At 67.6% G+C, this 26,194-nt stretch carries 28 protein-coding genes and 1 pseudogene; 12 read left to right on the top strand and 17 right to left on the bottom strand.

The window, feature by feature from the left end; translation table 11 throughout:
- Positions 1–110: 110 nt before the first annotated feature.
- The 8 genes from ACYVKR_RS12675 to ACYVKR_RS12710 all read right to left on the bottom strand — a co-directional run bounded on the left by ACYVKR_RS12675 (position 111) and on the right by ACYVKR_RS12710 (position 9,798).
- A complete protein-coding gene (locus ACYVKR_RS12675) occupies positions 111–941 on the bottom strand; it encodes an urease accessory protein UreD (RefSeq protein WP_460481274.1) in 831 nt (276 codons plus the stop codon).
- 11 nt (positions 942–952) lie between these two features.
- Entirely contained in the window at positions 953–1,645 is a 693-nt protein-coding gene (gene urtE, locus ACYVKR_RS12680) for an ABC transporter ATP-binding protein (RefSeq protein WP_460481275.1), read from the bottom strand.
- Between the two features lie 195 nt (positions 1,646–1,840).
- Positions 1,841–2,716, bottom strand: a complete 876-nt coding sequence (gene urtD, locus ACYVKR_RS12685; RefSeq protein WP_460481276.1) for an ABC transporter ATP-binding protein — start codon at positions 2,714–2,716, stop codon at positions 1,841–1,843.
- Entirely contained in the window at positions 2,713–3,879 is a 1,167-nt protein-coding gene (gene urtC / locus ACYVKR_RS12690; RefSeq protein ID WP_460481277.1) for an urea ABC transporter permease subunit UrtC, read from the bottom strand. Before urtC ends, urtD begins: the two co-directional genes overlap by 4 nt.
- 3 nt (positions 3,880–3,882) lie before the next feature.
- Complete coding sequence (urtB, locus tag ACYVKR_RS12695; RefSeq protein ID WP_460481278.1) at positions 3,883–5,475, bottom strand: ABC transporter permease; 1,593 nt, start codon at positions 5,473–5,475, stop codon at positions 3,883–3,885.
- A gap of 158 nt (positions 5,476–5,633) precedes the next feature.
- A complete protein-coding gene (urtA, locus tag ACYVKR_RS12700) occupies positions 5,634–6,905 on the bottom strand; it encodes an urea ABC transporter substrate-binding protein (protein WP_460481279.1) in 1,272 nt (423 codons plus the stop codon).
- Positions 6,906–7,039: 134 nt separating this feature from the next.
- Positions 7,040–7,759: a DUF4198 domain-containing protein gene (locus ACYVKR_RS12705; protein ID WP_460481280.1), complete on the bottom strand. Its 720-nt coding sequence runs from the start codon at positions 7,757–7,759 to the stop codon at positions 7,040–7,042.
- Positions 7,760–7,779: 20 nt separating this feature from the next.
- A complete protein-coding gene (locus ACYVKR_RS12710; protein ID WP_460481281.1) occupies positions 7,780–9,798 on the bottom strand; it encodes a TonB-dependent receptor in 2,019 nt (672 codons plus the stop codon).
- 209 nt (positions 9,799–10,007) lie between these two features.
- Between ACYVKR_RS12710 and ACYVKR_RS12715 the strand changes: the two genes are divergently transcribed.
- From ACYVKR_RS12715 to ureG, 8 genes and pseudogenes are all read left to right on the top strand, one after another.
- On the top strand, positions 10,008–10,310 hold the full coding sequence (locus tag ACYVKR_RS12715; protein WP_460481282.1) for an urease subunit gamma: 303 nt from the start codon (positions 10,008–10,010) through the stop codon (positions 10,308–10,310).
- A 44-nt stretch (positions 10,311–10,354) separates the two neighbouring features.
- Positions 10,355–10,954, top strand: coding sequence for a HupE/UreJ family protein (locus tag ACYVKR_RS12720; RefSeq protein ID WP_460481283.1), 600 nt, complete (start codon positions 10,355–10,357; stop codon positions 10,952–10,954).
- Positions 10,955–10,989: 35 nt separating this feature from the next.
- Positions 10,990–11,295 (top strand): urease subunit beta, encoded by a 306-nt coding sequence (locus ACYVKR_RS12725; protein WP_460481385.1) that lies wholly within the window; start codon positions 10,990–10,992, stop codon positions 11,293–11,295.
- A complete protein-coding gene (gene ureC, locus ACYVKR_RS12730) occupies positions 11,295–13,040 on the top strand; it encodes an urease subunit alpha (RefSeq protein WP_460481284.1) in 1,746 nt (581 codons plus the stop codon). The genes ACYVKR_RS12725 and ureC overlap by 1 nt, the downstream gene beginning before the upstream one ends.
- Positions 13,041–13,055: 15 nt before the next feature.
- Positions 13,056–13,547 (top strand): GNAT family N-acetyltransferase, encoded by a 492-nt coding sequence (locus tag ACYVKR_RS12735; RefSeq protein ID WP_460481285.1) that lies wholly within the window; start codon positions 13,056–13,058, stop codon positions 13,545–13,547.
- A gap of 2 nt (positions 13,548–13,549) precedes the next feature.
- Positions 13,550–14,068 (top strand): annotated as a pseudogene (ureE, locus tag ACYVKR_RS12740) (urease accessory protein UreE); the annotation flags it as partial.
- Positions 14,055–14,780, top strand: a complete 726-nt coding sequence (locus ACYVKR_RS12745) for an urease accessory protein UreF (RefSeq protein WP_460481386.1) — start codon at positions 14,055–14,057, stop codon at positions 14,778–14,780. The pseudogene ureE and the gene ACYVKR_RS12745, both read left to right, overlap by 14 nt.
- The gene (ureG, locus tag ACYVKR_RS12750; RefSeq protein ID WP_460481286.1) at positions 14,777–15,436 is read left to right on the top strand and encodes an urease accessory protein UreG; all 660 of its coding nucleotides are present in this window, start codon (positions 14,777–14,779) and stop codon (positions 15,434–15,436) included. Before ACYVKR_RS12745 ends, ureG begins: the two co-directional genes overlap by 4 nt.
- Positions 15,437–15,463: 27 nt before the next feature.
- Here ureG and ACYVKR_RS12755 read toward each other — a convergent pair whose 3' ends face one another.
- The 6 genes from ACYVKR_RS12755 to guaB all read right to left on the bottom strand — a co-directional run bounded on the left by ACYVKR_RS12755 (position 15,464) and on the right by guaB (position 21,034).
- Entirely contained in the window at positions 15,464–16,363 is a 900-nt protein-coding gene (locus ACYVKR_RS12755; protein WP_460481287.1) for a GNAT family N-acetyltransferase, read from the bottom strand.
- Between the two features lie 99 nt (positions 16,364–16,462).
- Positions 16,463–16,978, bottom strand: a complete 516-nt coding sequence (locus ACYVKR_RS12760; RefSeq protein ID WP_460481288.1) for a DUF1697 domain-containing protein — start codon at positions 16,976–16,978, stop codon at positions 16,463–16,465.
- Positions 16,979–17,126: 148 nt separating this feature from the next.
- Positions 17,127–18,743: a glutamine-hydrolyzing GMP synthase gene (gene guaA, locus ACYVKR_RS12765; RefSeq protein ID WP_460481289.1), complete on the bottom strand. Its 1,617-nt coding sequence runs from the start codon at positions 18,741–18,743 to the stop codon at positions 17,127–17,129.
- A gap of 30 nt (positions 18,744–18,773) precedes the next feature.
- On the bottom strand, positions 18,774–19,208 hold the full coding sequence (locus ACYVKR_RS12770) for a type II toxin-antitoxin system VapC family toxin (protein ID WP_460481290.1): 435 nt from the start codon (positions 19,206–19,208) through the stop codon (positions 18,774–18,776).
- Positions 19,205–19,465, bottom strand: a complete 261-nt coding sequence (locus tag ACYVKR_RS12775) for a type II toxin-antitoxin system Phd/YefM family antitoxin (protein ID WP_460481291.1) — start codon at positions 19,463–19,465, stop codon at positions 19,205–19,207. The genes ACYVKR_RS12770 and ACYVKR_RS12775 overlap by 4 nt, the downstream gene beginning before the upstream one ends.
- A gap of 93 nt (positions 19,466–19,558) precedes the next feature.
- Positions 19,559–21,034, bottom strand: coding sequence for an IMP dehydrogenase (guaB, locus tag ACYVKR_RS12780; protein ID WP_460481292.1), 1,476 nt, complete (start codon positions 21,032–21,034; stop codon positions 19,559–19,561).
- A gap of 118 nt (positions 21,035–21,152) precedes the next feature.
- Between guaB and ACYVKR_RS12785 the strand changes: the two genes are divergently transcribed.
- Complete coding sequence (locus ACYVKR_RS12785; RefSeq protein WP_460481293.1) at positions 21,153–21,683, top strand: DUF4124 domain-containing protein; 531 nt, start codon at positions 21,153–21,155, stop codon at positions 21,681–21,683.
- A gap of 8 nt (positions 21,684–21,691) precedes the next feature.
- Here ACYVKR_RS12785 and ACYVKR_RS12790 read toward each other — a convergent pair whose 3' ends face one another.
- Both ACYVKR_RS12790 and ACYVKR_RS12795 read right to left on the bottom strand, forming a co-directional pair.
- Positions 21,692–22,030: an RnfH family protein gene (locus tag ACYVKR_RS12790; protein WP_460481294.1), complete on the bottom strand. Its 339-nt coding sequence runs from the start codon at positions 22,028–22,030 to the stop codon at positions 21,692–21,694.
- Positions 22,023–22,463, bottom strand: coding sequence for a type II toxin-antitoxin system RatA family toxin (locus tag ACYVKR_RS12795; RefSeq protein ID WP_460481295.1), 441 nt, complete (start codon positions 22,461–22,463; stop codon positions 22,023–22,025). Before ACYVKR_RS12795 ends, ACYVKR_RS12790 begins: the two co-directional genes overlap by 8 nt.
- Positions 22,464–22,549: 86 nt before the next feature.
- Here ACYVKR_RS12795 and smpB point away from each other — a divergent pair, with 86 nt between their 5' ends.
- Positions 22,550–23,023, top strand: coding sequence for an SsrA-binding protein (gene smpB / locus ACYVKR_RS12800; RefSeq protein ID WP_460481296.1), 474 nt, complete (start codon positions 22,550–22,552; stop codon positions 23,021–23,023).
- Between the two features lie 97 nt (positions 23,024–23,120).
- On the top strand, positions 23,121–23,519 hold the full coding sequence (locus ACYVKR_RS12805) for a COG4315 family predicted lipoprotein (protein ID WP_460481297.1): 399 nt from the start codon (positions 23,121–23,123) through the stop codon (positions 23,517–23,519).
- Positions 23,520–23,588: 69 nt separating this feature from the next.
- Here the strand turns inward: ACYVKR_RS12805 and ACYVKR_RS12810 are convergent, their stop codons facing one another.
- Positions 23,589–24,680, bottom strand: a complete 1,092-nt coding sequence (locus tag ACYVKR_RS12810; RefSeq protein WP_460481298.1) for an enoyl-CoA hydratase/isomerase family protein — start codon at positions 24,678–24,680, stop codon at positions 23,589–23,591.
- Between the two features lie 164 nt (positions 24,681–24,844).
- On the opposite strand from ACYVKR_RS12810, the gene ACYVKR_RS12815 reads away from it, so the two are divergent.
- Positions 24,845–25,948, top strand: coding sequence for an acyltransferase family protein (locus tag ACYVKR_RS12815; protein ID WP_460481299.1), 1,104 nt, complete (start codon positions 24,845–24,847; stop codon positions 25,946–25,948).
- Positions 25,949–26,194: the final 246 nt, after the last annotated feature.

Genomic DNA, 26,194 nt, shown 5'->3' on the forward strand with positions numbered 1-26,194 from the left:
AGTCGGGGCGTTTTCTTTGCCTACTTTCTTGCACGCGCAAGAAAGTAGGTCGCCCGCCGGGGCGACATCCCGGCCTCTGCCCCCTGCAAGGGAAGCGCCACTGAACAACCTCACATCGCCCAGATCCGCGGCATCCCCCCCGCCAGCCCCCACAGCTCCCCCCGCCACAACGCCCACGCACTCCTGCACCCCCCCATCGCCGGCTCCACCACCGGCGCCAGCATGCGCAGCACCAGCATGTGGTCGTTAGGCGCCGTCACTCCCGCCACCACATCCGGGGGCGCGGACTGCAGCAACTCGTGCGTGGCCTCCAGCAGCGCCTCGCGCTGCGCCCGCGGCAGCGGCGTGCCGCTGGCGAAGACCAGGCTGGCCAGGCAGCGCCGGCCAGCCAGGCCCAGGTCGCCGTCGAGCAGCAGGTGGTCGTGCGCGGCGATCACGCCGCGCTCCAGAAAGTGCCCCGGCCATTCCAGGTGTTGGGTGAAGCGGCCCTGCTCGAACGGCTGGCCGGCCAGCGGCAGGCCCAGGGCCGTCACGTCCCAGGCCAGCAGCTGCGCGCCTTCGGCGAGTTGAAACTCCAGGTGGTTGACCGCCTCGCACGCGTTGTAGGCAATGGCTTCTAGCGGCAGCCATTCCAGCCGCGCACCGGGCGCGAGGCTGAGCCGCGTGCGCTGCAGCGCCGGCTGGCCCAGGCTCTTGTAGAAGCGCGTGGCGCCAGGCGTGGTGACCAGCGCGTGCGCGCCCTCGCCCACGCGCACGGCGATGTCGAGCACGTCGCCGCCGACCAGGCCGCCCGGCGGATGCACGAGCACGTTGTGGCAGATACCCGGCCCTTCCGGGTACAGGCTCTTGAGCACGCGCAGCGGCCCGTCGTGCGTGAAGCGCACGGCCGTCCTGCCCTGTTGCGCGCGGTAGTCGAGATTCAGTTGTGCATGCCAGCCCATGGGCACCGATCTTAGATGGCGACGAGCTTCTGGATGCCCTTTTCCTGCATCTCGCTGCCCGGCCCGCTGGCGATGACTTCGCCGCGCTCCATGACCACGTAGTGGTCGGCCAGCTCCTCGGCAAAGTCGTAGTACTGCTCGCACAGCACGATGGCCATGTCACCCCGGTTCGCCAGCATGCGAATGACGCGGCCAATGTCCTTGATGATGCTGGGCTGGATTCCCTCGGTGGGCTCGTCGAGGATGAGCATGCGCGGCCCCGGCGCCAGGGCGCGCGCGATCGCCAGCTGCTGCTGCTGCCCGCCCGAGAGGTCGCCGCCGCGCCGGTGCAGCATCTGCTTCAGGACCGGGAACAGCTCGTACAGCTCGGCAGGGATCCTGGTACCCGCCGGGCAATAGGCCACGCCCATGCGCAGGTTCTCTTCCACCGTCAGGCGCGCGAAGATCTCGCGGCCCTGCGGCACATAGCCGATGCCGGCGCGTGCGCGCTCGTAGGGCGTGCTGCGCGCGATGTCGCGGCCCTGCCACTGGATGCGGCCGCTCTTGATGGGCACCAGGCCCATCAGGCTCTTGAGCAGCGTGGTCTTGCCCACGCCGTTGCGGCCCAGCAGCACGGTGATCTGGCCGATCTCGGCTTGCAGGTTCACGTTGCGCAGGATGTGCGAGCCGCCGTAGTACTGGTGCAGGTTCTGAACTTCAAGCATTTTTGGCCTCTAGCCCTTATGTATCAAGCGTAAGCAGCTATCTAATTTGACTATCTGCGGAGCGCATGACGTTGGAAACTGGCGCAATCCAGGCCAGGCAGCCGCGCAAGGGCCGCCCCGCCGCGCTGGCTGCGTCCCCCTCCCCTAGCGCGAAGCGCGTAGAGAGAGGGGGAAGGCGCAAAGCGCCTCAGGGGGTCACCTTCCAAGATATACCTCGATCACGCGCTCGTCGGCCTGCACCTGGGCCAGCGGGCCTTCGGCCAGCACGGCGCCATCGCACAGCACGGTGACCTTTTCGCTGATGGTGGCGATGAAGCCCATGTCGTGCTCCACCACCATCAGCGAGTGCCTGCCCTTGAGCGTGAGGAACAGCTCGGCCGTGCGCGCGGTCTCCTCGTCGGTCATGCCGGCCACGGGCTCGTCCAGCAGCAGCAGCCTGGGCTCCTGCACCAGCAGCATGCCTATCTCCAGCCACTGCTTCTGGCCGTGGCTCAGCAGCCCGGCCTGGCGCGTGACGCTGCCGGCCAGGTGGATGGTGTGCAGCACCTCGGCGATGCGGTCCTGCTGCGCGCCGCTGAGGGCAAAGCGCATGGACGCGGCCACGCCCTTGTGGGTCTTGAGCGCCAGCTCCAGGTTCTCGAACACCGTGAGCTGCTCGAACACCGTGGGCTTCTGGAACTTGCGGCCTATGCCCATGGCGGCGATCTGCGGCTCGTTGTAGCGCAGCAGGTCGATGGTGGAGCCGAAGAACACCGTGCCGCGGTCGGGCCGGGTCTTGCCGGTGATGATGTCCATCATCGTGGTCTTGCCCGCGCCGTTGGGGCCGATGATGCAGCGCAGCTCGCCGGGCGCGATGTCGAGGTTCAGGCCGTTGATGGCCTTGAAGCCGTCGAAGCTCACGTGCACGTCCTCCAGGTAGAGGATGCGGCCGTGGGTCACGTCCACCTCGCCTGCCACCACGGGCCGCGCCATGCTGGCGCTGCGCCCGCCCGATTCGGTGCGGTGCTCGCTGCGGTGTTCGCGGTAGTGCTGCAGGCGCTCGTTGCCGGCTTCCATCAGGTCGGGCGTCATGCCAGGGCCTCCTTCACGGGCGCGCTCTTCGACGATGCTGATTGCGCACGGTGCCTGGCGCGCTGGTCGCGCAACTGGCGGATCTGCTGCGGCAGGCGGATCAGACCGCCGGGCATGAACAGCGTCACCACGATGAACAGCGCGCCCAGCACGTACAGCCAGGACTCGGGCGCGGCCACGGTGAGCCAGCTCTTGCCGCCGTTGACGACGAAGGCGCCGAGGATGGGCCCGACCAGACTGGCGCGCCCGCCCACGGCCGTCCACACCGCCATCTCAATGGAGTTGCCCACGCTCATCTCGCCGGGGTTGATGATGCCCACCTGCGGCACGTAGAGCGCGCCGGCCAGGCCGCACATCATGGCCGAGATGACCCAGACCGAGAGCTTGTAGGGCAGCGGGTTGTAGCCGCAGAACATGGTGCGCGATTCGGCATCGCGCACGGCCTGCAGCACGCGGCCGTACTTGCTGCGGATGAGCCAGCGCGAGAACAGAAAGCAGCCCAGCAGCGCCAGCCCCGACAGCGCGAACAGCAGCACCTGCATGGCCTGGGTGTTCAACGGCACGCCCAGGATGCTCTTGAAGCCGGTGAAGCCGTTGTTGCCGCCAAAGCCCGTTTCGTTGCGGAAGAACAGCAGCATGGCCGCATAGGTCAGCGCCTGGGTGATGATGGAGAAGTACACGCCCTTGATGCGCGAGCGGAAGGCGAAGTAGCCGAACACGCCGGCGATCACGCCCGGTACCACGAACACCAGCAGCACCGTCGCCACGAAGCTGCCCGACAGCGCCCAGTGCCAGGGCAGCGCCTTCCAGTCCAAAAAGCCCATGAAGGCAGGCAGCGCGCCCGGCCCCGCGGCCTCGCGCATCAGGTGCATGCCCATCACATAGCCGCCCAGCGCAAAGAACAGGCCGTGGCCCAGGCTGAGGATGCCGGTGTAGCCCCAGATCAGGTCGATGGCCAGCGCCACGATGGCGTAGCACATGAACTTGCCCAGCAGCCCCACCAGGTAGTCGGTCAGGTGCAGCGCGCTGCCCTCGGGCACCAGCAGATTGAGGGCCGGCGCCACGGCGCAGACTGCGATGAGCACGGCCAGAAACACGGCCCAGCCCCGGGTGCCGAGCAGGGGCTCAGGCCTGGGCAGTTGCAAGGAGTTTTTCGTTGTCATGGATCAAGCCTCGGCGCTGCGGCCCTTGAGGGCAAAAATGCCTTGCGGACGTTTCTGGATGAACACTACGATGAACAGCAGCACGGCGATCTTGGCCAGCACCGCGCCCGTCCAGCCTTCGAGCAGCTTGGACAGCACGCCCAGGCCCAGGGCCGCATACACCGTGCCCGCGAGTTGGCCCACGCCGCCCAGCACCACGACCAGGAAGGAATCGACGATGTAGTTCTGGCCCAGGTCCGGCCCCACGTTGCCGATCTGGCTTAAAGCGCAGCCGGCCAGGCCCGCGATGCCCGAGCCCAGCGCGAACGCGTAGGTGTCGGTGCGCGCGGTGTTCACGCCCACGCACGAGGCCATGGCACGGTTCTGCGTGACGCTGCGCACGAACAGGCCCAGCCGCGTCCTGGCGATCAGGAAGGCCACGCCGCCCAGCACCGCGAAGGCGAAGGCGATGATGGCGATGCGGTTGAACGGCAGCGTGAGGTTCGGCAGCAGCAAGACGCCGCCGCTCATCCACGCGGGGTTTTCCACGCCCACGTTCTGCGCGCCGAACAGGCTGCGCACCGATTGCTGCAGCACCAGGCTGATGCCGAAGGTGGCCAGCAGCGTCTCCAGCGGGCGGCCGTAGAGGAAGCGGATCACGCCGCGCTCCAGCACCGCGCCCACCAATGCGGCCGCCGCGAAGGCCACGGGCACGGCCACGACCAGGTACCAGCCGAACAGGGACTCGGGCAGCCAGCGCTGGAACAGCACCTGCACCAGGTAGGTCGCATAGGCGCCGATCATGATCAGCTCGCCATGCGCCATGTTGATCACGCCCATCAGCCCGTAGGTGATGGCCAGGCCCAGGGCCGCCAGCAGCAGCACCGAGCCCAGGCTCAGGCCGCTGAAGATGGCGCCCAGGCGCTCGCCCCAGGCCAGCGATTCGGCAATCGCCGGCAGCGCGGCCCGGATCGCCTTCTGCACCGCGGGGTCGGTCTCGTCGGCCAGGCGCTGGTTCAGCAGCAGCTGGGTCTCGGGCGTCTTGAGCTGCGCCAGCTGCCGCACGGCCCGCAGGCGCTGCGCGGCATCGTCGCTGCCCAGCAGGCTGGCGGCGCGGGCGCGGCCCAGCAGGGCCTTGACCTGCTCATCGCTCTCGCCGGCCAGGGCCTTGGCGATCAGCGGCAGCCGGGCCGCATCGGGCTCGGCTGCCATCTGCCGCGCGGCCTTGCGGCGCTGCTGCACATCGCTGCTGGAGAGCGCCAGCGCGGCCTGGGCGGACTCGATCACGCCGCGCAGGTAGTTGTTGTTGACGACCTCGTCGGCATCGGCGGGCAGCGTGGCAGCCGCGCCGGTGGCGGGGTCGCTCGCGGCCTCACCCTGCACCACATAGGCCTTGCCGCCGGCCGTGCGCACGGCATCATCGGCCAAGGCCTGCAGGTAGGCGGCCAGGCGGCCGCCTTCGTCGGGCTCCAGCGCGGCGGCGTTGATGGCCGCGGCGCGCGCGTCGTTGTCGTCGGCCGCCGCCATGGCAAAGGCCTGCTCGGCGGTCAGCGCGTGGCTGGACAGCGAAAGCAGCAAGCCCAGTGCGCCCGCCAATGCTATGCGCAGGATTTTCATAGTCAGATCAGTACTTAAGGCTTATGTAGAAAGCGCTGGCAGCTATGGTTTTTCTCCCTCTCCCGCCGGGAGAGGGTTGGGGTGAGGGCCAGCGGCACCTACCAGGCACAGGCCGCCCCTCACCCAGCCGCTCCCCAACGGGGAGAGGAGCCATGCGGTCAGGAACTGCTCTTGCCGTCGGGTTCATCCTTCTTCTTGTCATTGCCTTCGATGAAGGGGCTCCAGGGCTGGGCCTTGATCGGGCCCTTGGTCTTCCAGACCACGCTGAACTGGCCGTCGGCCTTGATCTCGCCCACCATCACGGGCTTGTGCAGGTGGTGGTTCTTCTCGTCCATCTTCACGCTGAAGCCGTCGGGCGCGGTGAAGGTCTGGCCAGCCATCGCGGCGATGACCTTGTCGGTATCGGTGCTCTTGGCCTTTTCCACGGCCTGCTTCCACATGTGGAGGCCGATCCAGGTGGCTTCCATCGGGTCGTTGGTCAGCGGCTTGTCCTTGTGGCCGGCGATGTTCTTGGCCTTGGCGTAGTCGCCCCACTGCTTGATGAAGGCGGTGTTGGTGGGGTTCTTCACGCTCATGAAGTAGTTCCACGCGGCCAGGTGCCCGACCAGGGGCTTGGTGTCCACGCCGCGCAGTTCCTCCTCACCCACGCTGAAGGCCACCACCGGCACGTCCTTGGCCTTGAGGCCGGCATTGCCCAGCTCCTTGTAGAAGGGTACGTTGGAGTCGCCGTTGATGGTGGAGATCACCGCCGTCTTGCCGCCGGTGGAGAACTTCTTCACATCGGCCACGATGGTCTGGTAGTCGCTGTGGCCGAAGGGCGTATAGGTCTCCAGGATGTCGGCGTCCTTCACACCCTTGCTCTTGAGGAAGGCGCGCAGGATCTTGTTGGTGGTGCGCGGGTACACGTAGTCGGTGCCCAGCAGCACGAAGCGCTTGGCGCCGCCGCCCTCCTTGCTCATCAGGTACTCGACGGCCGGAATGGCCTGCTGGTTGGGCGCGGCGCCGGTATAGAAGACGTTCTTGGACAGCTCCTCGCCCTCGTACTGCACGGGGTAGAACAGCAGGCCGTTGTTCTGCTCGAACACCGGCAGCACCGACTTGCGCGACACGCTGGTCCAGCAGCCGAAGACCACGGCCACCTTGTCCTGCGTGATGAGCTGCTTGGCCTTCTCGGCGAACAGCGGCCAGTTCGAGGCCGGGTCCACCACCACGGGTTCGAGCTTCTTGCCCAGCACGCCGCCCTTGGCGTTGATGTCGTCGATGGCCATCAGCACCGTGTCCTTGAGCACGGTCTCGGAGATCGCCATGGTGCCCGAGAGGCTGTGCAGCACCCCGACCTTGATGGTGTCCGCAGCCAGCGCCTGCGAGCACAAGCCCAGGCCCAGGGCCATGGAGGCAGCCAGTGTAGTGAGGGTTCCGCGACGATTCATTTCAGCACTCCCAGAAGGATTGGTCCGGTCACATTGACCGCAGGCCTTGAAGTGCAATTACCGTGCCAGCGCAAATCCGCGGCCTGGGCGCTTTTTCCGCACCAGCACGGTGCCTGTGCACCAGAAGCGGACATTCAATGCGCGGCAAAGCGCAGCAGGTACTCGTAGCTGTTCTCGGTGGTGCGCGCATCGCCCTGCACCGGCACGCGCAGGATCGCCTGCAAGGTATTGGTGCCCGGTGCCGGCACCACGGTGGCCAGGCCCTGCGCGTCGCTGGTCACGGGCGAGCCGTGCTCGCCCCAGCTCAGGCGCACGCCGGCTCGGGGCTGGCCATCCAGCAGTACCAGCAGCTTGAGCGGCTGTCCCGCCTGGGGCTGGCGGCCCTGCTGGGGCACGAGTTCGAACGTCTGGCCCAAAGGCTTTTGCATTACCGCGCCCCACTGCACCACGGTCTTGTGGAACTTGCGCGCATGCACGCCGCGCACGGCACCGGGGTTGCGGTCCATGGGCAGGGGCTGCATCTGCGCATCGCCGCCCGGGGTGCTGAAGAAGCCGTTGTCCAGTTCCACGGCGATCAGCGCGGCCCGCGCATCGGGCTGGATGCGGATGCCATCGGCCAGGCGCTGCACCTGGCTGTCCACGGCGCGGCCGCGCAGGTCGTAGGCGTGCACGCGCTGCAGCTTGGCGGGGTCGAAGGGCTCGACCTGGCCCTCGTGGCCGCCGAACTGCATCACATAGCCGCCCTGCGCATCGGGCTCCAGCCACACGTTGTGCGCCTGCGCGGTGCAGGCCAGCAGCAAGGCGCCGAAGGCCGTGGCGCGCAGAAGAATCGAAGAACGAGAGAGAAGCGACATGGAGGTCCTTTGTTGCTGATTCATAGCGAGACCTGCAGACCCAGTTGCAGCGTGCGCGGCGCGCCGGGCGCCACCAGGCGCTCGCCGCCGATCAGGGCCGTGGTGCTGGCGTAGCGTGCATTGCCGGCATTGCGCAGCCACAGGCTGAGGCTGGCGTTGCGGGCCACACCGGCGGGCAGGCGGTATTGCAGGCCGATGTCTGCCCAGTGGTAGGCGCCGGCCCATTCGGTGTTGGCCGCGTTCAGCGTGCTGCGGCCCACATGGCGCAGCACGGCGTGCACGCTCAGGTCGGCACGCGGGCTCCAGCGCGCATGCACGGTGCTGGTGGTGCCGGGCACGCCGCTGACCTGGCGCCCGAGCAGCGTGGCATCGGCGTTCTGCGTGACCCGCGAGCGCGCGCGGCCCCAGGCCCATTCAAAGTGCCAGTCGCTGCGCGGCAGCCAGTGCAGTTGCAGCTCGGCGCCCTGGCGCAGCGTGGCGCCGAAGTTCTCGTACTCGCCCGGCGCCGTGTTGCGGATTTCCTGGCTCGACGTGATGCGGTAGACGGCGGCATCCACCAGCCACTGCGCCGAGGGCTGCCACTGCAGGCCCAGCTCGGCCTGGCGAAAGATGTTGGATTCCAGCTCGCGCGCGCCCAGCGCGTACTTGGCAAAGTCGCTGGGCAGCGCAAAGCCCTCGGCCCAGCTGGCCCGCAGCGCCGTGCGCGCATCGAGCTGCGCCCGCAGGCCCAGCTTGGGGCTGGCATGGCTGCGGCTGGCCATGCGCCCGCAGGGGTCGTCGCCGGCCTCGGGCCCCAGCGGGCGGCAGTGGCCCGTGAAGCGGTCCCAGCGCAGCGCAGCCGTGGCATGCAGCCAATCGTTGGCCTGCCAGCCGGCCTGGCCGTAGGCCGCCGTGTTGTCGAGCCGCGTGCGGCGGTCGTCCAGTGCCGCGCCGGTGTGCTGGCGATTGATCAGCCCATCCCAGTAGCCGTAGTCGGTGGACTCGCGCACCTGTTCCATGCCCAGCATCCAGTCCAGCGCGCCGCCCGCCAGCGCGGCCTTGCCGGCGAGGTTCAGGCCCGCGCCGCGCACGCTGCGGTCGTAGGCTTCCTCGCGCTGCATCCAGCTGCCGCGGCGCGGCCGGGTGAACCAGCGCGTGAACTCCTGCTGCGTGCCATAGGCAAAGCCCAGCAGGCGGGTGCCGCTGCCCAGGTCGTAGCCGGCATCGAGGCGCAGCGTGCCGAAGTGCTTGCGCGAGCCGTCGCCTGTCACGCGGGGATCCTGGCCCTGCGGGTCCTGCCGCCACTGTGCCTCGGTCAGGTAGCCGGGCGAGTCGCCGCGCGCCTCGTGCCAGCGGCCGGACAGGGCCAGGTCCAGCCGCGGCGTCAGCCGGTGCTTCCAGTAGCCGCTGAGCGTGCTGCGCGAAAAACCCGCATCCGGCCGCACGCCATCGCCGCGCACCTGCTGGGCCGCGAGGTTGATCTGGTCGCCCGACTCCAGCGCCTGGCCCAGCGCGAGCTGGGTGTCGAGCATGCCGTGCGAGCCGGCCGTCACGCCGATGTCGCGGTAGCTGCCGCTGCGGCGCGTGCGCAGCTCGATCAGCCCGGCTCGGTTGTAGTTGCCCTGCAGCACCGAAGTGGGGCCGCGATGCACGGCCACCTGCTCCAGCTCCAGCGGCACGACCACGTTCAGGTCGAAGTAGCCGTCGGCGTGCGACATGGCCTCGTTCAGCGGGATGCCGTCCAGCGTGGCCGCGATGTCGCCGCCATGGCCGCCGCCGGCAAAGCCGCGCAGCACCACGCTGTTGGCCACGCCGTTGAGCTGGTAGTTGCTGACATGCATGCCGGGCACCCGGCTCCACAGCGATTCGACCTCCTGCACGGGCTGCTCGCGCACCTCGTCGGCGCCCAGCGTGGTCACCGAAAACGGCTGCTGCGCGGCGTCCAGCGCCTGGCCCTTGACCGTGGTGGCGGGCAGCTCGGCGGGGGCCTCCTGCGCCGCAGCGGCCAGGCTCAGCACCAACGGCAACCCGCAACACACCAGGCGTGGATTCAACGGCATACGCAAACGCTCTCCCCTATTTTGGAAAGCCCCTGCCGTGCAAGCTTCGTGCCACCGGCGCTGCACCGAAATGCGGTTGCGCATGCACCAATGAGAGGCAAGCCTCACCAGATCGGGCACCCATGCACCACCAGCGCGCATCCGTCCGCCCTCATCGCCGCTTGCACCAGGCCGGCGCACTGGCATGGCAATTGCTTCGGAGAGCTTCCATGGAACTCACACCGCGCGAAAAAGACAAGCTGCTGATCTTCACCGCAGCCCTGCTGGCCGAGCGCCGCAAGGCGCGCGGGCTCAAGCTCAACTACCCCGAGGCCGTGGCCCTGATCAGCGCCTACGTGATGGAGGGCGCGCGCGACGGCCGAACCGTGGCCCAGCTGATGAGCGAAGGCCGCACCGTGCTCACGCGCGCCGATGTGATGGACGGCATCGCCGAGATGATTCCGGACATCCAGATCGAGGCCACCTTCCCCGACGGCACCAAGCTGGTCACGGTGCACGAACCGATCATCTGAAGCTTTTTTGGCCTCCAACCCTTATCCATCAAGCGCAAACAGCTATGAAAAAGATAACAACCATCGCCCTGGCCACCCTGCCTGCCCTGCCCATGGCCGCGCTGGCCCATGGCGGCAGCCACCCGCACACGCATGGCCTGCTGGACAGCTTCGTGCAGGGCCTGGCCCATCCATTCACCGGGCTCGACCACCTGGCGGCGATGCTGGCGCTGGGCGTGTGGAGCGCGTTGACCGTCACCCCGGCCTGGCGCGCGCCGGCCGCCTTCGTGGCGCTGCTGGTGGCCGGTGCGCTGGCCGGCTTTGCCGGCCTGTGGGTGCCGGGCGTGGAGCCGATGATCGCCGCATCGGTGCTGGTGCTGGGCCTGCTGGTGGCCGTGCAAAAGCGCATGCCCTGGGTGCTGGCCGCCGCGCTGGCGGGCGTGTTCGCGTTCTTCCACGGCGCGGCCCACGGCTATGAGCTGGCGGGCGATACCGGCCTGGCGGCCGTGGGCGCGCTGGCCGGCATGGCGCTGGGCTCGGCCGCGCTGCATGTCGCCGGCATGGCCCTGGGCCACGCCGTGGTGCAGCGCCACCAGTGGCTGGCCCGGCTGGCCGGCGCGGCCACGGCCCTGCTCGGCGCCTTCCTGCTGACCCGCCTGGCTTGAAACCTATGACGCACACGAAGCATGCGGGGTGCACCATGATCCCTGGTGAACTGTTCATCGACGCGGGCGAGCATGCCCTCAACCCCGGCCGCCGCACCGTGACGCTGGTGGTGCACAACGCCAGCGACCGGCCCATCCAGGTCGGCTCGCACTACCACTTTGCCGAGACCAATGCCGGCCTGGCCTTCGACCGCGATGCGGCGCGCGGCATGCGCCTGAACATTGCCTCGGGCATGGCCGTGCGCTTCGAGCCCGGCCAGCAGCGCACGGTGGAGCTGGTCGACATCGCCGGCGACCGGCAGATCCACGGCTTTCGCGGCCTGGTGATGGGAGCACTCTGATGGCCACGATGGACAAACGCGCCTACGCCGAGACCTACGGCCCCACGGTGGGCGACCGTGTGCGGCTGGCCGACACCGACCTCGTCCTCGAGGTGGAGCGCGACTTCACGCTGGCCGCGGGCGGCTATGGCGAGGAGGTGAAGTTCGGCGGCGGCAAGACCATCCGCGACGGCATGGCGCAAAGCCAGCGTTCGCGCGAACAGGGCGCCATGGACACGGTGCTGACCAACGCCCTCATCATCGACCACTGGGGCATCGTCAAGGCCGACATAGGCCTGAAGGACGGACGCATCGCCGCCATCGGCAAGGCCGGCAATCCCGACACCCAGCCGGGCGTGGACATCGTCATCGGCCCGGGCACCGAGATCATCAGCTGCGAAGGCAGCATCGTCACGGCCGGCGGCATAGACACGCACATCCACTTCATCGCCCCGCAGCAGATCGAGGAAGCGCTGACCAGCGGCGTGACCACCATGATCGGCGGCGGCACGGGCCCGGCCACGGGCACCTTCGCCACCACCTGCACGCCCGGCCCCTGGAACCTGGAGCGCATGCTGCAGGCGGCCGACGCCTTTCCGATGAACCTGGGCTTTCTGGGCAAGGGCAACGCCAGCCAGCCCCAGGGCCTGCACGAGCAGATCGCGGCCGGCGCCATCGGCCTCAAGCTGCACGAGGACTGGGGCAGCACGCCGGCGGCCATCGACAACTGCCTCACCGTGGCCGAGGACACCGACACCCAGGTCGCCATCCACACCGACACGCTCAACGAAAGCGGCTTCGTGGAGGACACGGTGGCCGCCTTCAAGGGCCGCACCATCCACACCTTCCACACCGAGGGTGCAGGCGGCGGCCATGCGCCCGACATCCTCAAGGTGGTGGGCGAGGCCAATGTGCTGCCCAGCTCCACCAACCCCACGCGCCCCTACACGGTGAACACGCTGGACGAGCATGTGGACATGCTCATGGTCTGCCACCACCTGGATGCCGGCATCGCCGAAGACCTGGCCTTTGCCGAAAGCCGCATCCGCAAGGAGACCATCGCGGCCGAGGACATCCTGCACGACATTGGCGCGATCAGCATGTTCAGCTCCGACAGCCAGGCCATGGGCCGCGTGGGCGAAGTGATACTGCGCACCTGGCAGACCGCGCACAAGATGAAGCAGCAGCGGGGCGCCCTGCCCGGGGACACGCGGCCCGGAGGGACGCCTGGTGATTCTTCGCGCAACGACAACTTCCGCATCAAGCGCTACATCGCCAAGTACACCATCAACCCCGCGATCGCCCACGGCATCAGCCACGAGGTGGGCAGCCTGGAGGTGGGCAAGTGGGCCGACATCGTGGTCTGGAAGCCGGCTTTCTTCGGCGTCAAGCCCAGTTGCATCCTCAAGGGCGGCTTCATCGCCATGGCCGCCATGGGCGACCCGAATGCCTCCATCCCCACGCCCCAGCCCGTGCACTACCGGCCCATGTTCGGGGCGTTTGGCGGGGCTATCGCCAGAACCTCGCTGACCTTTGTCTCGCAGGCCGGCCTGGCCGCGGGCATAGGCCAGCGCTTCGGCCTGCACAAGCCGCTGTCGGCCGTCAAGGGCATACGCGGCGTGCAGAAGCGCCACATGGTCCACAACGACCTGGCGCCGCACATGGAGGTGGACGCCCAGACCTATGTGGTGCGCGCCAACGGCGAGCTGCTGACCTGCGAGCCCGCCACCAGCCTGCCCATGGCGCAGCGCTATTTCCTGTTTTGAAGCGATGATGGAACGATGAAGCTGCATTTCACCCTCGACCCGGCGACCGATCCCCGTGTGGTGGCCTTTCTGCAGGAGCATCTGGACGACATGCACCGCATCTCGCCACCCGAAAGCGTGCATGCGCTGGACGTGGAGCAACTGCGTCGGCCCGGCATCCGCTTCTGGACCGCCTGGGCGCCGCAGCAGGAAGGCCTGGCGCTGGTGGGCAGCTGCGCCCTCAAGCAGCTGGACGAGACCCATGCGGAGCTCAAGACCATGCGGGTCAACCCCGCGTACCGCGGCACGAGCGTGGCGCAGCAGGTGCTGGAGTATGTGACAGCGCAGGCGCTGGCCGACGGCGTGCAACGCATCAGCCTGGAGACCGGCACCGAGGCGTTCTTCGTGCCTGCGCGCCGCTTCTATGCCCGCAACGGTTTCGAGCCTTGCGCCCCGTTCGGCAGCTACCAGCCCGACCCCAACAGCTGCTTCATGACGCGCCTGCTGGCGCCGGCGAAGGGGGCCTGAGCATGCTGCAGGTCTCCAAGTGCCTGTCGCAGGGCCACGGACTCGCAGCCGCCTTGCTGCGGCGCGCCGCGTCGGTCGAGCTGGACTGGGATGTGCGCCAGAAAAGCCGCTTCGCCGCCACCGACAGCCAGGGCCGCAAGCTGGCCGTCTTTTTGCCGCGCGGCCAGGCCGTGCGCGGCGGCGATGTGCTGGTGGCCGAGGACGGCTCGCTGGTCCGCGTGCTGGCCGCGCCCCAGCAGGTGCTGCACATCACGGCCTGCGCCGAGCATGGCAGCCCCTTCGACTTGATGCGCGCCGCCTACCACCTGGGCAACCGCCACGTGCCCATCGAGCTGCAGCCCGACCACCTGAAGATCGAGCCCGACCATGTGCTGGCCGACATGCTGCGCAGCATGCACCTGACCGTCACCGAGGCCGAACTGCCCTTCGAGCCAGAAGGCGGCGCATACGGCGGCCATGTCACCAACGACGGGCATAGCCACCATCACCACGGACATGGGCACCACCATGAGCACGACCACTGAAGCCCCACCGGGCATGGCCTCGGCCACGCTGCTGCAGCTGATGTGGTTGGCCTCGCCCGCGCTGCCCATCGGCGGTTTTTCATACTCCGAGGGGCTGGAGGCCGCCGTCCATGCCGCGCATGTCACCACCGAGGCGGAAGCCGCCGGCTGGCTGGTGCAGCAATTGCACCTGACCCAGGCGCGCGGTGACATGGCCGCCATCGCCCAGGCCTTGCCCGCCTGGCAGGCAGGCGACCTGCAGCGCGTGCAACAGCTCAACGACTGGGTGCTGGCCACGCGCGAGACCAGCGAGCTGCGCCTGCAGACCGAGCAGATGGGCCGCTCGCTGGCCGACTGGTTGCGCAACCAGCACACGGCAGACGCCGGGCGCAGCGCGCAGATCCGGCAGCTGGCGGCGCTGTCGGGCCAGCGGCCCAGCTACCCCATCGCCTTTGCCCTGGCCACCGCCTTCACCGGGGCCGTGGCGCAGCAGGCCCTGCTGGCCTATGCCTTCGGCTGGGCCGAGAACATGGTGCAGGCCGCGATCAAGGCCGTGCCGCTGGGCCAGAGCGCGGGCCAGCGCATCCTCGCGCGCCTGGCCCAGGAAATCCCCGCCGCCGTGGCGCACGCCGAAACCCTGCCGGACGATGCGCGCCAGGCCTTCTCGCCCCTGCTGGCCATTCTCTCGGCCCGGCACGAACACCAATACTCACGCCTCTTCCGATCATGAGCACCGCACTGCACCACATCCCCCACCGCACCAAGCCACTGCCGCCGCTGCGCGTGGGCATAGGCGGGCCCGTGGGCTCGGGCAAGACCACCATCCTCGAGATGCTGTGCAAGGCCATGCGCGACAAGTGGGACCTGGTCGCCATCACCAACGACATCTATACCAAGGAAGACCAGCGCCTGCTGACCATCAGCGGCGCGCTGCCGCCCGAGCGCATCATGGGCGTGGAGACCGGCGGCTGCCCGCACACGGCCATCCGCGAGGACGCATCCATCAACCTTGAGGCCATAGACCGCATGCTGGGCCAGTTTCCCAATGCCGACATCGTCTTCATCGAGTCGGGCGGCGACAACCTCGCGGCCACCTTCAGCCCCGAGCTCAGCGACCTGACGATCTACGTGATCGACGTGGCCGCGGGCGAGAAGATCCCGCGCAAGGGCGGCCCCGGCATCACCAAGAGCGACCTCTTCGTCATCAACAAGACCGACCTCGCGCCCTATGTGGGAGCGAACCTGGACGTGATGCGCAGCGACACCGTGCGCATGCGCACCACGCCCAAGGGCCTCAAGCCCTTCGTGATGACCAACCTCAAGACCTTGCAGGGGCTGGACGAGGTCGTGGCCTTCATCGAAAGGCAGGGCCTGCTGGCGGCGTGATTCGGTGGTGCAGGGCCCCGGGTCTGCTTACAGGAAGCCGGGGTTGCGCGGAAGATAGCGTGTCCAGTCGCCACCCTCGTGCGTGGACATCACCACCATCGGAAGCGTGAACCGCATGCCCAGGCCGGCCGCGATCGTCAATGCCGCGCTGGTGCCGGGAACGAAGACCGAGACCTGCCTGGCCTCTCCCGCGGCGGCCAGCGCCAGCAGGGTCCTGAATGCACCGGGCATGGCACTGCCCTGCATCACCGCGAGCGGCCCTATGTGGCCCGTGGCAGCCAGGTAGGCATAGCCGACGCGCTCGCTTCCATCGTCGAGGAAAACGCCCTGCATGCTGGGATCGCGCAACAGGAACCGGTGGTGCTTCTCCCGCGAGGTTCCCAGCGCCGCCCCATCGAGCTGCCGCAGCATCTCCAGATCGGCCGCCGTGGTGCCGATGGGCACGGTGCGCAGCACAGGGCCATGCAGCCGGCCCGCCAGGGATTCCCGCGCGGCGCTGCACAGGTGCAGGGGCATGCGCGGCAGCAGGCCGTGCCGCACATACAGCCCCTGGGACACGACGTTGAAGGCGAAGGTGATCAGGCTTTTCTCGGTGGCACCGGCGTCGCTGGCCTGCTGCAGGGTGCGCCGCAGCAGTTCGTCGCCTATCGCCTGCCCCTGACGACTCGGCGCTACGAACAATTCCGCCAGGAACCAGAGCCGGCCGCACACCCAGCTCAAGGCAAAACCGACCGTCTCGCCCCCCTCCTCGGCCAGCCAGGCGCCGCGGGGATCGTCTTGCACGCAGAACGCCTGGAAATCCGGCGGCCGCGCCGAAGCGATGGCCCCGAAGCCGTGGCGCTCAGTCAGGTCGTTGATGCTGCGGGCAACCAGTGCTTCCGCATGCGTCAGTTCCTCAACGCGTGCGGGTCGGATGATGAGCGGCATGGGCACCTCCTGCGTGTGGACGCCTGGAGGTATAGCACGAGGGGCAAACGGCAGATGCCGCGGCCCCTGCGGCGGGAGTGCTATTTCCGCCCCGCCCCGTCATTTCTCGCCCGACGCCATCGCTGCGAGTTTGCCCACGGTGTTCAAGTTACGTGCTGTGCCGATAGATGCTGCGGGCAACCGGAGTTTTGATTGCCCCATGCCGGAGGGATAGTGGATAAAAACCTCCAACTCGCCCACCACTATTTCCTCGTCGGTCCGCCCCTTGGCAGTCTGCAGGGTATCTGGCGCCGGCGCTTGATCGAGAAAGAGAACGGCGACCTTTGCCGGGACTGCGTCAGGAAACGGATTGCGTGCCAGAACACTGCGCATCTGCTCGCCATCGCGCAGGGCCACGCCCACTGGCTTGCCACAGTAATCCTGCAACCGGGCTTCCAGCGCCGACTTCACTGCACGGACCGGCAAGGCCGTGTCGAAGACGACATTGCCGGACTGGATATAGGTGCGCACGTTCATGAAGCCCGCCTGCACGCACATGCTGCGCAGCGCCTCCATCGGCAATGTGCCTGTGCCGCCGACATTGACAGCGCGGAGAAGGGCGACGAGTGTATTCATGCCTCCAAGCCTATCGCAAACGGACCCAACCACGCCTTTCAAGCTTCTGCCCGCAAAGGCTGTCAATGCAAATACAAAAAAGCCCGCATTCATGCGGGCTTCAAGTGATTTCAGTGCCGGGATGTTCTGGCTAAGTCCAACCCCGGAATCACTCCCACTCGATCGTTGCCGGCGGCTTGGAGCTGACGTCGTAGGTCACGCGATTGATGCCGCGGACTTCATTAATAACCCGCGAAGACACCTTCTTGAGCAGCGCGTAAGGCAGTTCGGCCCAGTCAGCGGTCATGAAGTCGCTGGTCTGCACGGCGCGCAGCGCCACCACGTAGTCGTAGGTGCGGCCGTCGCCCATCACGCCCACGCTCTTCACCGGCAGGAAGACGCCGAAGGCCTGGCTGGTCAGGTCGTACCAGGTCTTGCCGGTCGCCTCGTCCTTGAAGTTGCGCAGTTCCTCGATGAAGATGGCATCGGCGCGGCGCAGCAGGTCGGCGTATTCCTTCTTCACTTCGCCCAGGATGCGCACGCCCAGGCCCGGGCCCGGGAAGGGGTGGCGGTAGACCATCTCGCGCGGCAGGCCCAGGGCCACGCCCAGCTCGCGCACCTCGTCCTTGAACAGGTCGCGCAGCGGCTCCAGCAGCTTCAGGCCCAGTTGCTCGGGCAGGCCGCCGACGTTGTGGTGGCTCTTGATGGTGACGGCCTTCTTGCTCTTGGCGCCGCCCGACTCGATCACGTCGGGGTAGATCGTGCCCTGGGCCAGGAAGGTCGCGCCCTTGTGCCCTTGGCCGCTGGCCTTGAGCTTGGCGGCTTCGGCCTTGAACACGTCGACGAACAGGCCGCCGATGATCTTGCGCTTGGCCTCGGGGTCGCTGACGCCGGCCAGCTTGCCCAGGAACAGGTCGCTGGCATCGACGCGCACCACCTTGGCGTGCAGCTTGCCCTCGAACATTTCCATCACCATGTCGCCCTCGTTCAGGCGCAGCAGGCCGTGGTCGACGAACACGCAGGTGAGCTGATCGCCAATGGCTCGGTGGATCAGTGCGGCAGCCACGGAGGAGTCCACGCCACCGGACAAGCCCAGGATCACCTCCTCGTCACCGACCTGTTCGCGGATCTTGGCAACGGCTTCCTCGATGTAGTCACCCATGATCCAGTCGGCCTGGGTGCCGCAGATATCGAGCACGAATCGGTTCAGCAGTGCCTGGCCTTGCACGGTGTGGGTGACTTCCGGGTGGAATTGCACGGCGTAGTAGCGGCGAGCCTCGTCGGCCATGCCGGCAATGGGGCACGACGGCGTGGAGGCCATCACCTTGAAGCCCGGGGGCAGCTCGGTGACCTTGTCGCCGTGGCTCATCCAGACCTTGAGCATGCCGTGGCCCTCGGCCGTGGCGAAGTCCTCGATGCCCTCCAGCAACTTGGTGTGGCCGTGCGCGCGCACCTCGGCATAGCCGAACTCGCGGGTGTTCGAGCCTTCGACCTTGCCGCCCAACTGGCTGGCCATGGTCTGCATGCCGTAGCAGATGCCGAGCACCGGAATGCCCAGCTCGAACACGGCGTCCGGCGCGCGGTCGTCCACCTCGTACACGCTGGCATGGCTGCCCGACAGGATCACGCCCCGCAGCTTGCCGTCGGCGGCGAATTCGCGCACCCAGTCGCTGCTCACATCGCAGGGATGGACCTCGCAGTAGACATGGGCCTCGCGCACGCGGCGGGCGATGAGCTGGGTGACTTGGGAGCCGAAGTCAAGAATGAGGATCTTGTCGTGTTGCATGGTCATCTCGGGCAAAGGTGGATGGAGGGTTCAGAAATCTTCGGGCGCCAGCAGCGCTATGCCGCGCTTGCGGGCAGCGGCGATCTGGGTTTCGTCAAAGGTGGCCAGCGGCAGGCGCAGCGACTGCGCCAGCCACAAGTAGGCAGCGTCGTAAACGGGCAGGCCGGTATCCAGCGCCACGTCGAGCACGGCCTTGTGCTGCGCGGGTGCCAGCTCATGCAGTTCCACCCGGTGGCGGATGGCTTCTAGCACGCCCCACAGCCCTTCGACCGAGGCATAGGGAATGCGGCCGCTGTTGACGCCGGACGCGATCAGGTTGCCGCACTCCCACTGCCAGAGGTTTGGAGCCTGCGGGTCCACCTCGTCGCGGCGGATGCGGGCATAGAGGCGCTGCGTGTGCGTGCTGGCAGCATCGGGCAGCAGCCAGGCGGCGGTGACGGAGGCATCGAGCACGAAGGCGCTCATGCCTTGCTCCGGCCTGCGTGGCGCAGCCTGGTGGTGGAGTCGGGTGCCTGGGGTGCGCGCACTGTGGCCTGCAGCGCCTGCATGTGTTCCAGTTCGCGGGCGATCTGCTCGTCGGTGATCACCGGGCGGCGGCGCACCGGCAGCATGCGCACCACCTCTTTGCCGTGGCGGGTGATGCGCACCTCCTCGCCCTGCTCGACCAGTTCGATCAGGGCGGAAAAGCGGGTCTTGGCTTCGTAGATACCGACGGATTGCATCGCTGGAAAAAGAAAAATCTGGCCTGAAATCAAATTCAGACCAGATTTTAGCATTGAGACCAGAATTACACAATCTGGTCAGATTCGAGGCGATCAGTCGGCGCGGTAGTTCGGCGCTTCCTTGGTGATCTGCACGTCATGCACGTGCGATTCGCGGATGCCTGCGGCAGTGATCTCCACGAATTCGGCCTGGTTGTTCATCTCTTCGATGGTGGCGCAGCCGCAGTAGCCCATGGAGGCACGCACGCCGCCGGCCATCTGGTAGACGATGGAGACCATCGAGCCCTTGTAGGGCACGCGGCCTTCGATGCCCTCGGGCACCAGCTTGTCGGCATTGGGGTTGCCGGTGGTGGCTTCCTGGAAGTAGCGGTCGGCCGAGCCCTGCTGCATCGCGCCGATGGAGCCCATGCCGCGGTAGCTCTTGTACGAGCGGCCCTGGTACAGGATGACCTCGCCCGGAGCCTCTTCGGTGCCGGCGAACATGCCGCCCATCATCACCGTCGATGCACCGGCCGCCAGCGCCTTGGCGATGTCGCCCGAGAAGCGGATGCCGCCGTCGGCGATCAGCGGCACGCCCGTGCCCTGCAGCGCCTGGGCCACGCTGTCGATGGCCATGATCTGCGGCACGCCCACGCCCGCCACGATGCGGGTGGTACAGATGGAGCCGGGGCCGATACCGACCTTGACCGCATCGGCGCCTGCCTCGGCCAGCGCCAGCGCCGCCGCGCCGGTGGCGATGTTGCCGCCCACCACGTCGACCTGAGGAAAATTCTGCTTGACCCAGCGCACGCGCTCGATCACGCCCTTGCTGTGGCCGTGCGCGGTGTCGACGATGATCGCGTCCACGCCGGCACGCACCAGCAGTTCCACGCGCTCTTCGGTGCCGGCACCCACGCCCACCGCGGCGCCCACGCGCAGCGAACCCGACTTGTCGCGGGCGGCATTGGGGAAGGTGGTCTGCTTGGTGATGTCCTTGACGGTGATCAGGCCCTTGAGCTCAAAGGCATCGTTGACCACCAGCAAGCGCTCGAGCTTGTGCTTGTTGAGCAGGCCCTTGGCGGCTTCGGGCGTGATCTCGTCGCGCTCGTTGACGGTGATGAGCTTCTCGCGCGGGGTCATGATCTCGCGCACCTTGACGTCGTAGCGCGTCTCGAAGCGCAGGTCGCGGCTGGTGACGATGCCGACGACCTTGCCGCCGTCGCACACCGGGAAGCCCGAGATGCCACGCTCTTCGGACAGCTGCAGCACCTGCAGCACCGTATGCTCGGGGGTGATGACCACCGGATCGAGCACCACGCCCGATTCATGGCGCTTGACCTTGGAGACCTCGGCCGCCTGCTGCTCGGCCGTGAGGTTCTTGTGCACGATGCCCATGCCGCCCTCTTGCGCAATGGCAATGGCCAGCCGCGCTTCGGTCACCGTGTCCATGGCGGCCGAGATCAGCGGCAGATTCAGGGAGATGTTGCGGGAGAATTTGGTTTTGAGGGACGTGTCCTTGGGCAGGACTTGGGAGTAGGCGGGCACCAACAAGACGTCGTCGAAGGTGAGCGCTTTTCCGATCAGGCGCATGAGTAAGCTCCAAAAGAAAGATTCTAGCGTCTTTCACATAAATCGCGCTTGGCACGGGTGTACTTTGCGCCCAACAGCGGCATAGGCAACCCCAGGCGCCGGAGCTACACTCACGCGCATGAAATTGCTCGCATTCGTATGGCCTGCCCTCTTCGCGGTCACCAGCACCTGCGCCATGGCGCAATGGCAATGGCTGGACAAGGATGGACACAAGGTGTTCAGCGACCGTCCCCCGCCAGCGGATGTGCCCGAGAAACGCATCGTCTCGCGCCCCAAGGGCTATGGCAGCCTCGCGGGCATCAAGTCGTCGGGCACCGCCACGGGACTGCAGGAGGCCGCCAGCCCCGAGGCCGACGCCAAGCCTGCCGCCGCACCAGTTGACAAGGCCGCCGGCAAGGACAAGGAGCTGGAAGCCAAGAAGCTGGCCGCTGAAAAGGCCGAGGCCGACAAGAAGCGCGATCAGGAAGCGCGCAACCAGGCTGTCAAGGCGGACAACTGCCAGCGCGCGCGCCAGGCCCAGTCGATGTTCGCCACGGGCCGCGCGATCCGCATGCCCAACGAGCAGGGCCAGATGGTGTACCTGAACGATGCCCAGCGCGCCGACGAAGTACAGCGCGTAGACCAGGCCATCGCCTCCAACTGCGAATAGGACCGGGGCTAGTACCCGGACTTGGCCTCGGGCCTGCGCTTGGCGAACAGCCCGGTCGCCCGGGCGCCCTGGCGTGCAAAGCGCTCGCGGCGCGCGCGCTTGGGGTCCACCTTCAGCGGTCGGTAGAGTTCCAGCCGGTCGCCGTCGGCCAGCGGGGTCTGCCCCGGCATGCGCCGGCCCCACACGCCTGCAGGCAGGCCCTGCGGCACTGGTGAGCCGGGCTCCTTCACGGCCTGCTGCAGCGCGGCGTCTATCGTGCTGCCGGCGGGCAATGCCAGCTCCAGCGACTGCGCGTGGCCGGCCTCATCGGCCCAGACCAGCTCGACCTGGATCGCGGCGTCAGCCATAGACCTTCTCGGCGCGCTGGATGAAGGCATCGACCATGCTGGCCGCGATCTTGTCAAAGACCGGCCCGACCAGCGCCCCCAACGCCCCGCTGCTGAAGCCGTAGCTCAGGTCCAGCTCGACGCGGCAGGCGCGCTGCGTGCCGTCGCCCACCGGCAGAAAGCGCCAGATGCCCTCGAGCTGCGAGAACGGCCCCTGCACGAGCTGTATGCGCAGTTGCTCGCCCGGCGTGTGGGTGTTGCGGGTGACGAAGGACTTCTTCAGCCCGCCCAGCGACATGCCGACCTCGGCGGTGACGCCGTCGGGGTGCTGTTCGAGCACGCGCGCGAAATCGCACCACGGCAGGAACTCGGGGTAGCGCGGCACATCGGCCACCAGGTTGAACATCTCCTGGGGGCTGTACCAGATCAGCACGGATTTATGGACGGTTTTCATGCAGCCTGTGTTCGCTTGTACTTGTTTTGCCGCTGAGAACGTGCTTACGGCTTGGATTCTGCCTTTTGGGCCTAACATTGCGGATTATGGCCAAGACAAACAATTCCAACTCGCGCATTGCAGATAACAAGAAGGCAGCGTTCAACTATTTCTTCGAGGAGCGCCATGAGGCAGGCATGGTGCTGCACGGCTGGGAGGTGAAGGCGCTGCGCGACGGCAAGGCGCAGCTGACCGACGGCTACGTGGTCATCAAGGACGGCGAACTGTACCTGATCGGCTGCCAGATCAACCCGCTGAAGACCGCGTCCACGCACGTCAACCCCGATGCCGCCCGGCTCAAGAAGCTGCTGATGCACAAGGAGGAGATCCGCCGCCTGATCGGCAAGGTCGAGCAGAAGGGCTACACCCTGGTGCCCACCCACCTGTACTGGAAGAACGGCATCGCCAAGTGCGAGATCGCGCTGGCCAAGGGCAAGGCCGAGCACGACAAGCGAGACGTGATCAAGGACCGCGAAGGCAAGCGCGAGGTCGAGCGCGCGATGAAGAGCCGCAACCGCTGAGCGGCCGCGCACCGTCCATGTCGGGCCCATGTCCGACACCGGGCTGCGGCGCGCCTTCCTACAGTGAAGGGGTCGTCCACTCCCAAGGAGCCTCGCCATGGTCCGTCCGCTCACCCTTTCGACCGTCGCCCTGTCCGCCGCGCTGCTGGCGGGCTGCAGCATGTTCGGCTCGGCCCCCAAGACCAGTACGCCGACGCGCGCCGCCGATGGCACGCTGATCGGCCCCGAGGGCCGCACGCTGTATGTCTTCACCAAGGATATGGCCGGCAGCGGCACCTCGGCCTGCTACAGCCAGTGCGCCACCAACTGGCCTCCGCTGACCGTGGCGCCCGCCGCCCAGCCCACGGGCGACTACACCATCATCGCCCGCACCGACAACACCCGCCAGTGGGCCTACAAGGGACAGCCGCTGTACTACTTCGCCAAGGACAGCAAGCCCGGCGACAAGCTGGGCGATGGCATGGCCGGCGGGCTGTGGAAGGTGGTGAGACCCTGACGAGAATATCAAGCCAAATCAGCCTCTAGCCCATACAGGGCAAGCGCTGATAGCTATCATTCTTGCAGATCAATCCTGCAGATGCGCCAGCGGGTGCGCGTAGGCGGGCCAGGGGCTCTCGAAGAACGCCTGCCACATGGCATCCGTCACGTCCTCGATGTGCGCCGGGCTCCAGCGCGGGCTGTGGTCCTTGTCCACCGCCAGCGCGCGGATGCCTTCGATGGTCTCGCTCTGGCCGGGGCGCAGGTAGAAGCAGTGGCGCACCATGTCGCGCTCCATGCGCAGGTCGTCGGCCAGCGGCAGGCCGCGCGCGCGGCGGATCTGCTCCAGCACCACGTGCAGCATCAGCGGCGAGCGCGCGCGCAGCGCGGCGGCCGTGTGCTGGGCGAATTCGCCGCCGGCGGCTTCGAGCGCCCGGATGATGGCCGGCACCGAGTCCAACGCGAAGAAGTGCTCGATCTCGTCGAGCGCCGTGGTCTGCGCCTGCGGCGCGGGGGCCAGCTGCGAGCGCACCCAGGCCTCGGCCTCGGCGCCGCTGGCGAACGTGCCCTGCGCCAAGCCGTCCCACACCGCCTGCTGGCGCTCCGCGGGCAGGTAACCGTCGGCCAGCGCGAAGCGGATGGCGTCGCCCGCGGCGATGGCATGGCCGGTCAGCGCCAGCCACTCGCCCACATGGCCGGGGCAGCGCGACAGGAAGTAGCCGCCGCCCACGTCGGGGAACAGGCCGATCAGGGTCTCGGGCATGGCCATCCTGGTGCGCTCGGTCACGATGCGCAGCGTGCCGCCCTGGCTGATGCCCATGCCGCCGCCCATGACGATGCCGTCCATGAAGGCGATGTAGGGCTTGCCGAAGCTGTGGATCAGGTGGTTGAGCGCGTACTCCTCGGTGAAGAAGTCCTCGACCTGCGGATCGCCCTGGCTGCCCGCCTGGTGCAGGAAGCGGATGTCGCCGCCGGCGCAGAAGGCACCGAAGACCCCGTCCTTGTTCGAGCCGCGGATCGCCACCGCCCGCACCGCATCGTCGTGCTGCCAGGCGCGCAGCACCGCCATCAGGTCGCGCACCATGGACAGCGACAGCGCATTCAGCGCCTTGGGCCGGTTCAGGGTGATCATGCCGATGCGGCCCTGGATCTGGGCAAGCACTTCTGCGTTCTGGCTCATGGAGGTTTCCTCTGCTTTTTGCGACAGGCTGAACCATAGCTGAAAACCCGCAGCCTGGGCGTCGCGGCCGCAGAAATGGCGCCTTCGCTGGCAAAATCTGCAACTCCATTCCTGCCCGCCTGCTACGCGGCCCGGCCTGGACGCCTTCCCGACGAAAGCCCCGTGTGCAGCCGCCCTCCACTCCCGCCCGGATCTGCAACATCGACCTGCTGCGCGGCCTGGTCGCGGTCTCGGTGCTGATCTGGCACTACCAGCACTTCTACTACCCCACGGCAGAGGGCCTGCCAGTGGACTGGGAGCCCAGCCAGCAGCCCTGGTTCGCCTGGCTGGAGTGGGCCTACTCCTATGGTGGCCTGTGGCGGGTGCAGTGGTTCTGGCTGCTGTCGGGCTTCACCTTCTTCCACATCTACGGCCAGCGCAGGGACATCGCCGTGCGCGTCTTCCTGGGCCAGCGCTTCGCGCGCCTGTACCCGCTGCACTTCGCCACGCTGTGCCTGGTCGCGGCGCTGCAGGTGGCCAGCCAGCAGTGGCTGGGGCATTTCCAGATCTACCCGGCCAACGACGCCTACCACTTCACGCTGCATGTGTTCTTCGCGTCGGCCTGGGGCCTGCAGACGGGGTTTTCGTTCAACTACCCGGTCTGGTCGCTGTCGGTGGAGCTGCTGGTGCTGGGCCTGTTCCTCGTCTACCTCAGGAACGTGCGCGTGACGCTGGCCAGCAGCCTGGCGTGGCTGGTCGCCGCCTGGGTCTGCAGCCGCCTGGCGCCGATCGACCTCTTCCTGTGCATGGTGATGTTCACGCTGGGCGGCGTGGTCCAGCAGTGGAACCAGGGCTTCGTGCAGCGCTGGGGCCCGGGGCTGAACCTGGCGGCCGCGGCGCTGGCCTCGTGCATCGCGGTGGCGGCGCTGGCCAGCGACCAGCTGCCGGTGTCGGCGGTGCTGCAGAGGATGCTGCTGCCCGCGCTGACCTGGCTGGCCGCCGCGCTGGAGCAAAGCCGTATCTCGGTGGGCCGGTGGGGCACCGGCCTGGGCAACCTGTCCTATGCCTCGTACCTGATCCACATCCCGGTGCAGCTCGTCGCGCTGCTGGTGCTCGACGGCGTGGTGGGCAGCCGGGCGGCCGTGGACTCGGGCTGGTTCCTGCTGGGCTTCATCGCCGTGGTGATGGGCCTGGCCTGGCCCATCTACCACGGCTTCGAGCGGCCCCTGCAGCTGCTGCTGCGCCGCAAGCTGGAGCCACGGCCCGCATCGGCCGACCAGGCCGACTAGGGCCTGTTCACCTAAAACTGGGAGATGCGTTGCCCCGCCGTGGGGATGGATGCGCGAAGCCCGGTATTCCCCATAGCCGTAGCTATGGGGAATACCGGGCGACAAAGCAGGCGCCCCACGGCGGGGCAACCCAAAGGGAAGGATGAATGCCGGGCGCATCGCGTTGTTACGGCACCCAACCAATAGCGACGGCTATTGGCTGGGCACCGCGTCTAGCGCTGCATCCCGGCATTCATCCTTCGCACT

The sequence above is a fragment of the Comamonas humi genome (genome assembly GCF_054782535.1).

Bases quoted from the DNA above. Each gene is read 5' to 3' on its own strand.
- ACYVKR_RS12675 (WP_460481274.1), bottom strand. From the start codon at position 941: ATGGGCTGGCATGCACAACTGAATCTCGACTACCGCGCGCAACAGGGC.
- urtE (WP_460481275.1), bottom strand. From the start codon at position 1,645: ATGCTTGAAGTTCAGAACCTGCACCAGTACTACGGCGGCTCGCACATC.
- urtD (WP_460481276.1), bottom strand. From the start codon at position 2,716: ATGACGCCCGACCTGATGGAAGCCGGCAACGAGCGCCTGCAGCACTAC.
- urtC (WP_460481277.1), bottom strand. From the start codon at position 3,879: ATGACAACGAAAAACTCCTTGCAACTGCCCAGGCCTGAGCCCCTGCTC.
- urtB (WP_460481278.1), bottom strand. From the start codon at position 5,475: ATGAAAATCCTGCGCATAGCATTGGCGGGCGCACTGGGCTTGCTGCTT.
- urtA (WP_460481279.1), bottom strand. From the start codon at position 6,905: ATGAATCGTCGCGGAACCCTCACTACACTGGCTGCCTCCATGGCCCTG.
- ACYVKR_RS12705 (WP_460481280.1), bottom strand. From the start codon at position 7,759: ATGTCGCTTCTCTCTCGTTCTTCGATTCTTCTGCGCGCCACGGCCTTC.
- ACYVKR_RS12710 (WP_460481281.1), bottom strand. From the start codon at position 9,798: ATGCCGTTGAATCCACGCCTGGTGTGTTGCGGGTTGCCGTTGGTGCTG.
- ACYVKR_RS12715 (WP_460481282.1), top strand. From the start codon at position 10,008: ATGGAACTCACACCGCGCGAAAAAGACAAGCTGCTGATCTTCACCGCA.
- ACYVKR_RS12720 (WP_460481283.1), top strand. From the start codon at position 10,355: ATGAAAAAGATAACAACCATCGCCCTGGCCACCCTGCCTGCCCTGCCC.
- ACYVKR_RS12725 (WP_460481385.1), top strand. From the start codon at position 10,990: ATGATCCCTGGTGAACTGTTCATCGACGCGGGCGAGCATGCCCTCAAC.
- ureC (WP_460481284.1), top strand. From the start codon at position 11,295: ATGGCCACGATGGACAAACGCGCCTACGCCGAGACCTACGGCCCCACG.
- ACYVKR_RS12735 (WP_460481285.1), top strand. From the start codon at position 13,056: ATGAAGCTGCATTTCACCCTCGACCCGGCGACCGATCCCCGTGTGGTG.
- ACYVKR_RS12745 (WP_460481386.1), top strand. From the start codon at position 14,055: ATGAGCACGACCACTGAAGCCCCACCGGGCATGGCCTCGGCCACGCTG.
- ureG (WP_460481286.1), top strand. From the start codon at position 14,777: ATGAGCACCGCACTGCACCACATCCCCCACCGCACCAAGCCACTGCCG.
- ACYVKR_RS12755 (WP_460481287.1), bottom strand. From the start codon at position 16,363: ATGCCGCTCATCATCCGACCCGCACGCGTTGAGGAACTGACGCATGCG.
- ACYVKR_RS12760 (WP_460481288.1), bottom strand. From the start codon at position 16,978: ATGAATACACTCGTCGCCCTTCTCCGCGCTGTCAATGTCGGCGGCACA.
- guaA (WP_460481289.1), bottom strand. From the start codon at position 18,743: ATGCAACACGACAAGATCCTCATTCTTGACTTCGGCTCCCAAGTCACC.
- ACYVKR_RS12770 (WP_460481290.1), bottom strand. From the start codon at position 19,208: ATGAGCGCCTTCGTGCTCGATGCCTCCGTCACCGCCGCCTGGCTGCTG.
- ACYVKR_RS12775 (WP_460481291.1), bottom strand. From the start codon at position 19,465: ATGCAATCCGTCGGTATCTACGAAGCCAAGACCCGCTTTTCCGCCCTG.
- guaB (WP_460481292.1), bottom strand. From the start codon at position 21,034: ATGCGCCTGATCGGAAAAGCGCTCACCTTCGACGACGTCTTGTTGGTG.
- ACYVKR_RS12785 (WP_460481293.1), top strand. From the start codon at position 21,153: ATGAAATTGCTCGCATTCGTATGGCCTGCCCTCTTCGCGGTCACCAGC.
- ACYVKR_RS12790 (WP_460481294.1), bottom strand. From the start codon at position 22,030: ATGGCTGACGCCGCGATCCAGGTCGAGCTGGTCTGGGCCGATGAGGCC.
- ACYVKR_RS12795 (WP_460481295.1), bottom strand. From the start codon at position 22,463: ATGAAAACCGTCCATAAATCCGTGCTGATCTGGTACAGCCCCCAGGAG.
- smpB (WP_460481296.1), top strand. From the start codon at position 22,550: ATGGCCAAGACAAACAATTCCAACTCGCGCATTGCAGATAACAAGAAG.
- ACYVKR_RS12805 (WP_460481297.1), top strand. From the start codon at position 23,121: ATGGTCCGTCCGCTCACCCTTTCGACCGTCGCCCTGTCCGCCGCGCTG.
- ACYVKR_RS12810 (WP_460481298.1), bottom strand. From the start codon at position 24,680: ATGAGCCAGAACGCAGAAGTGCTTGCCCAGATCCAGGGCCGCATCGGC.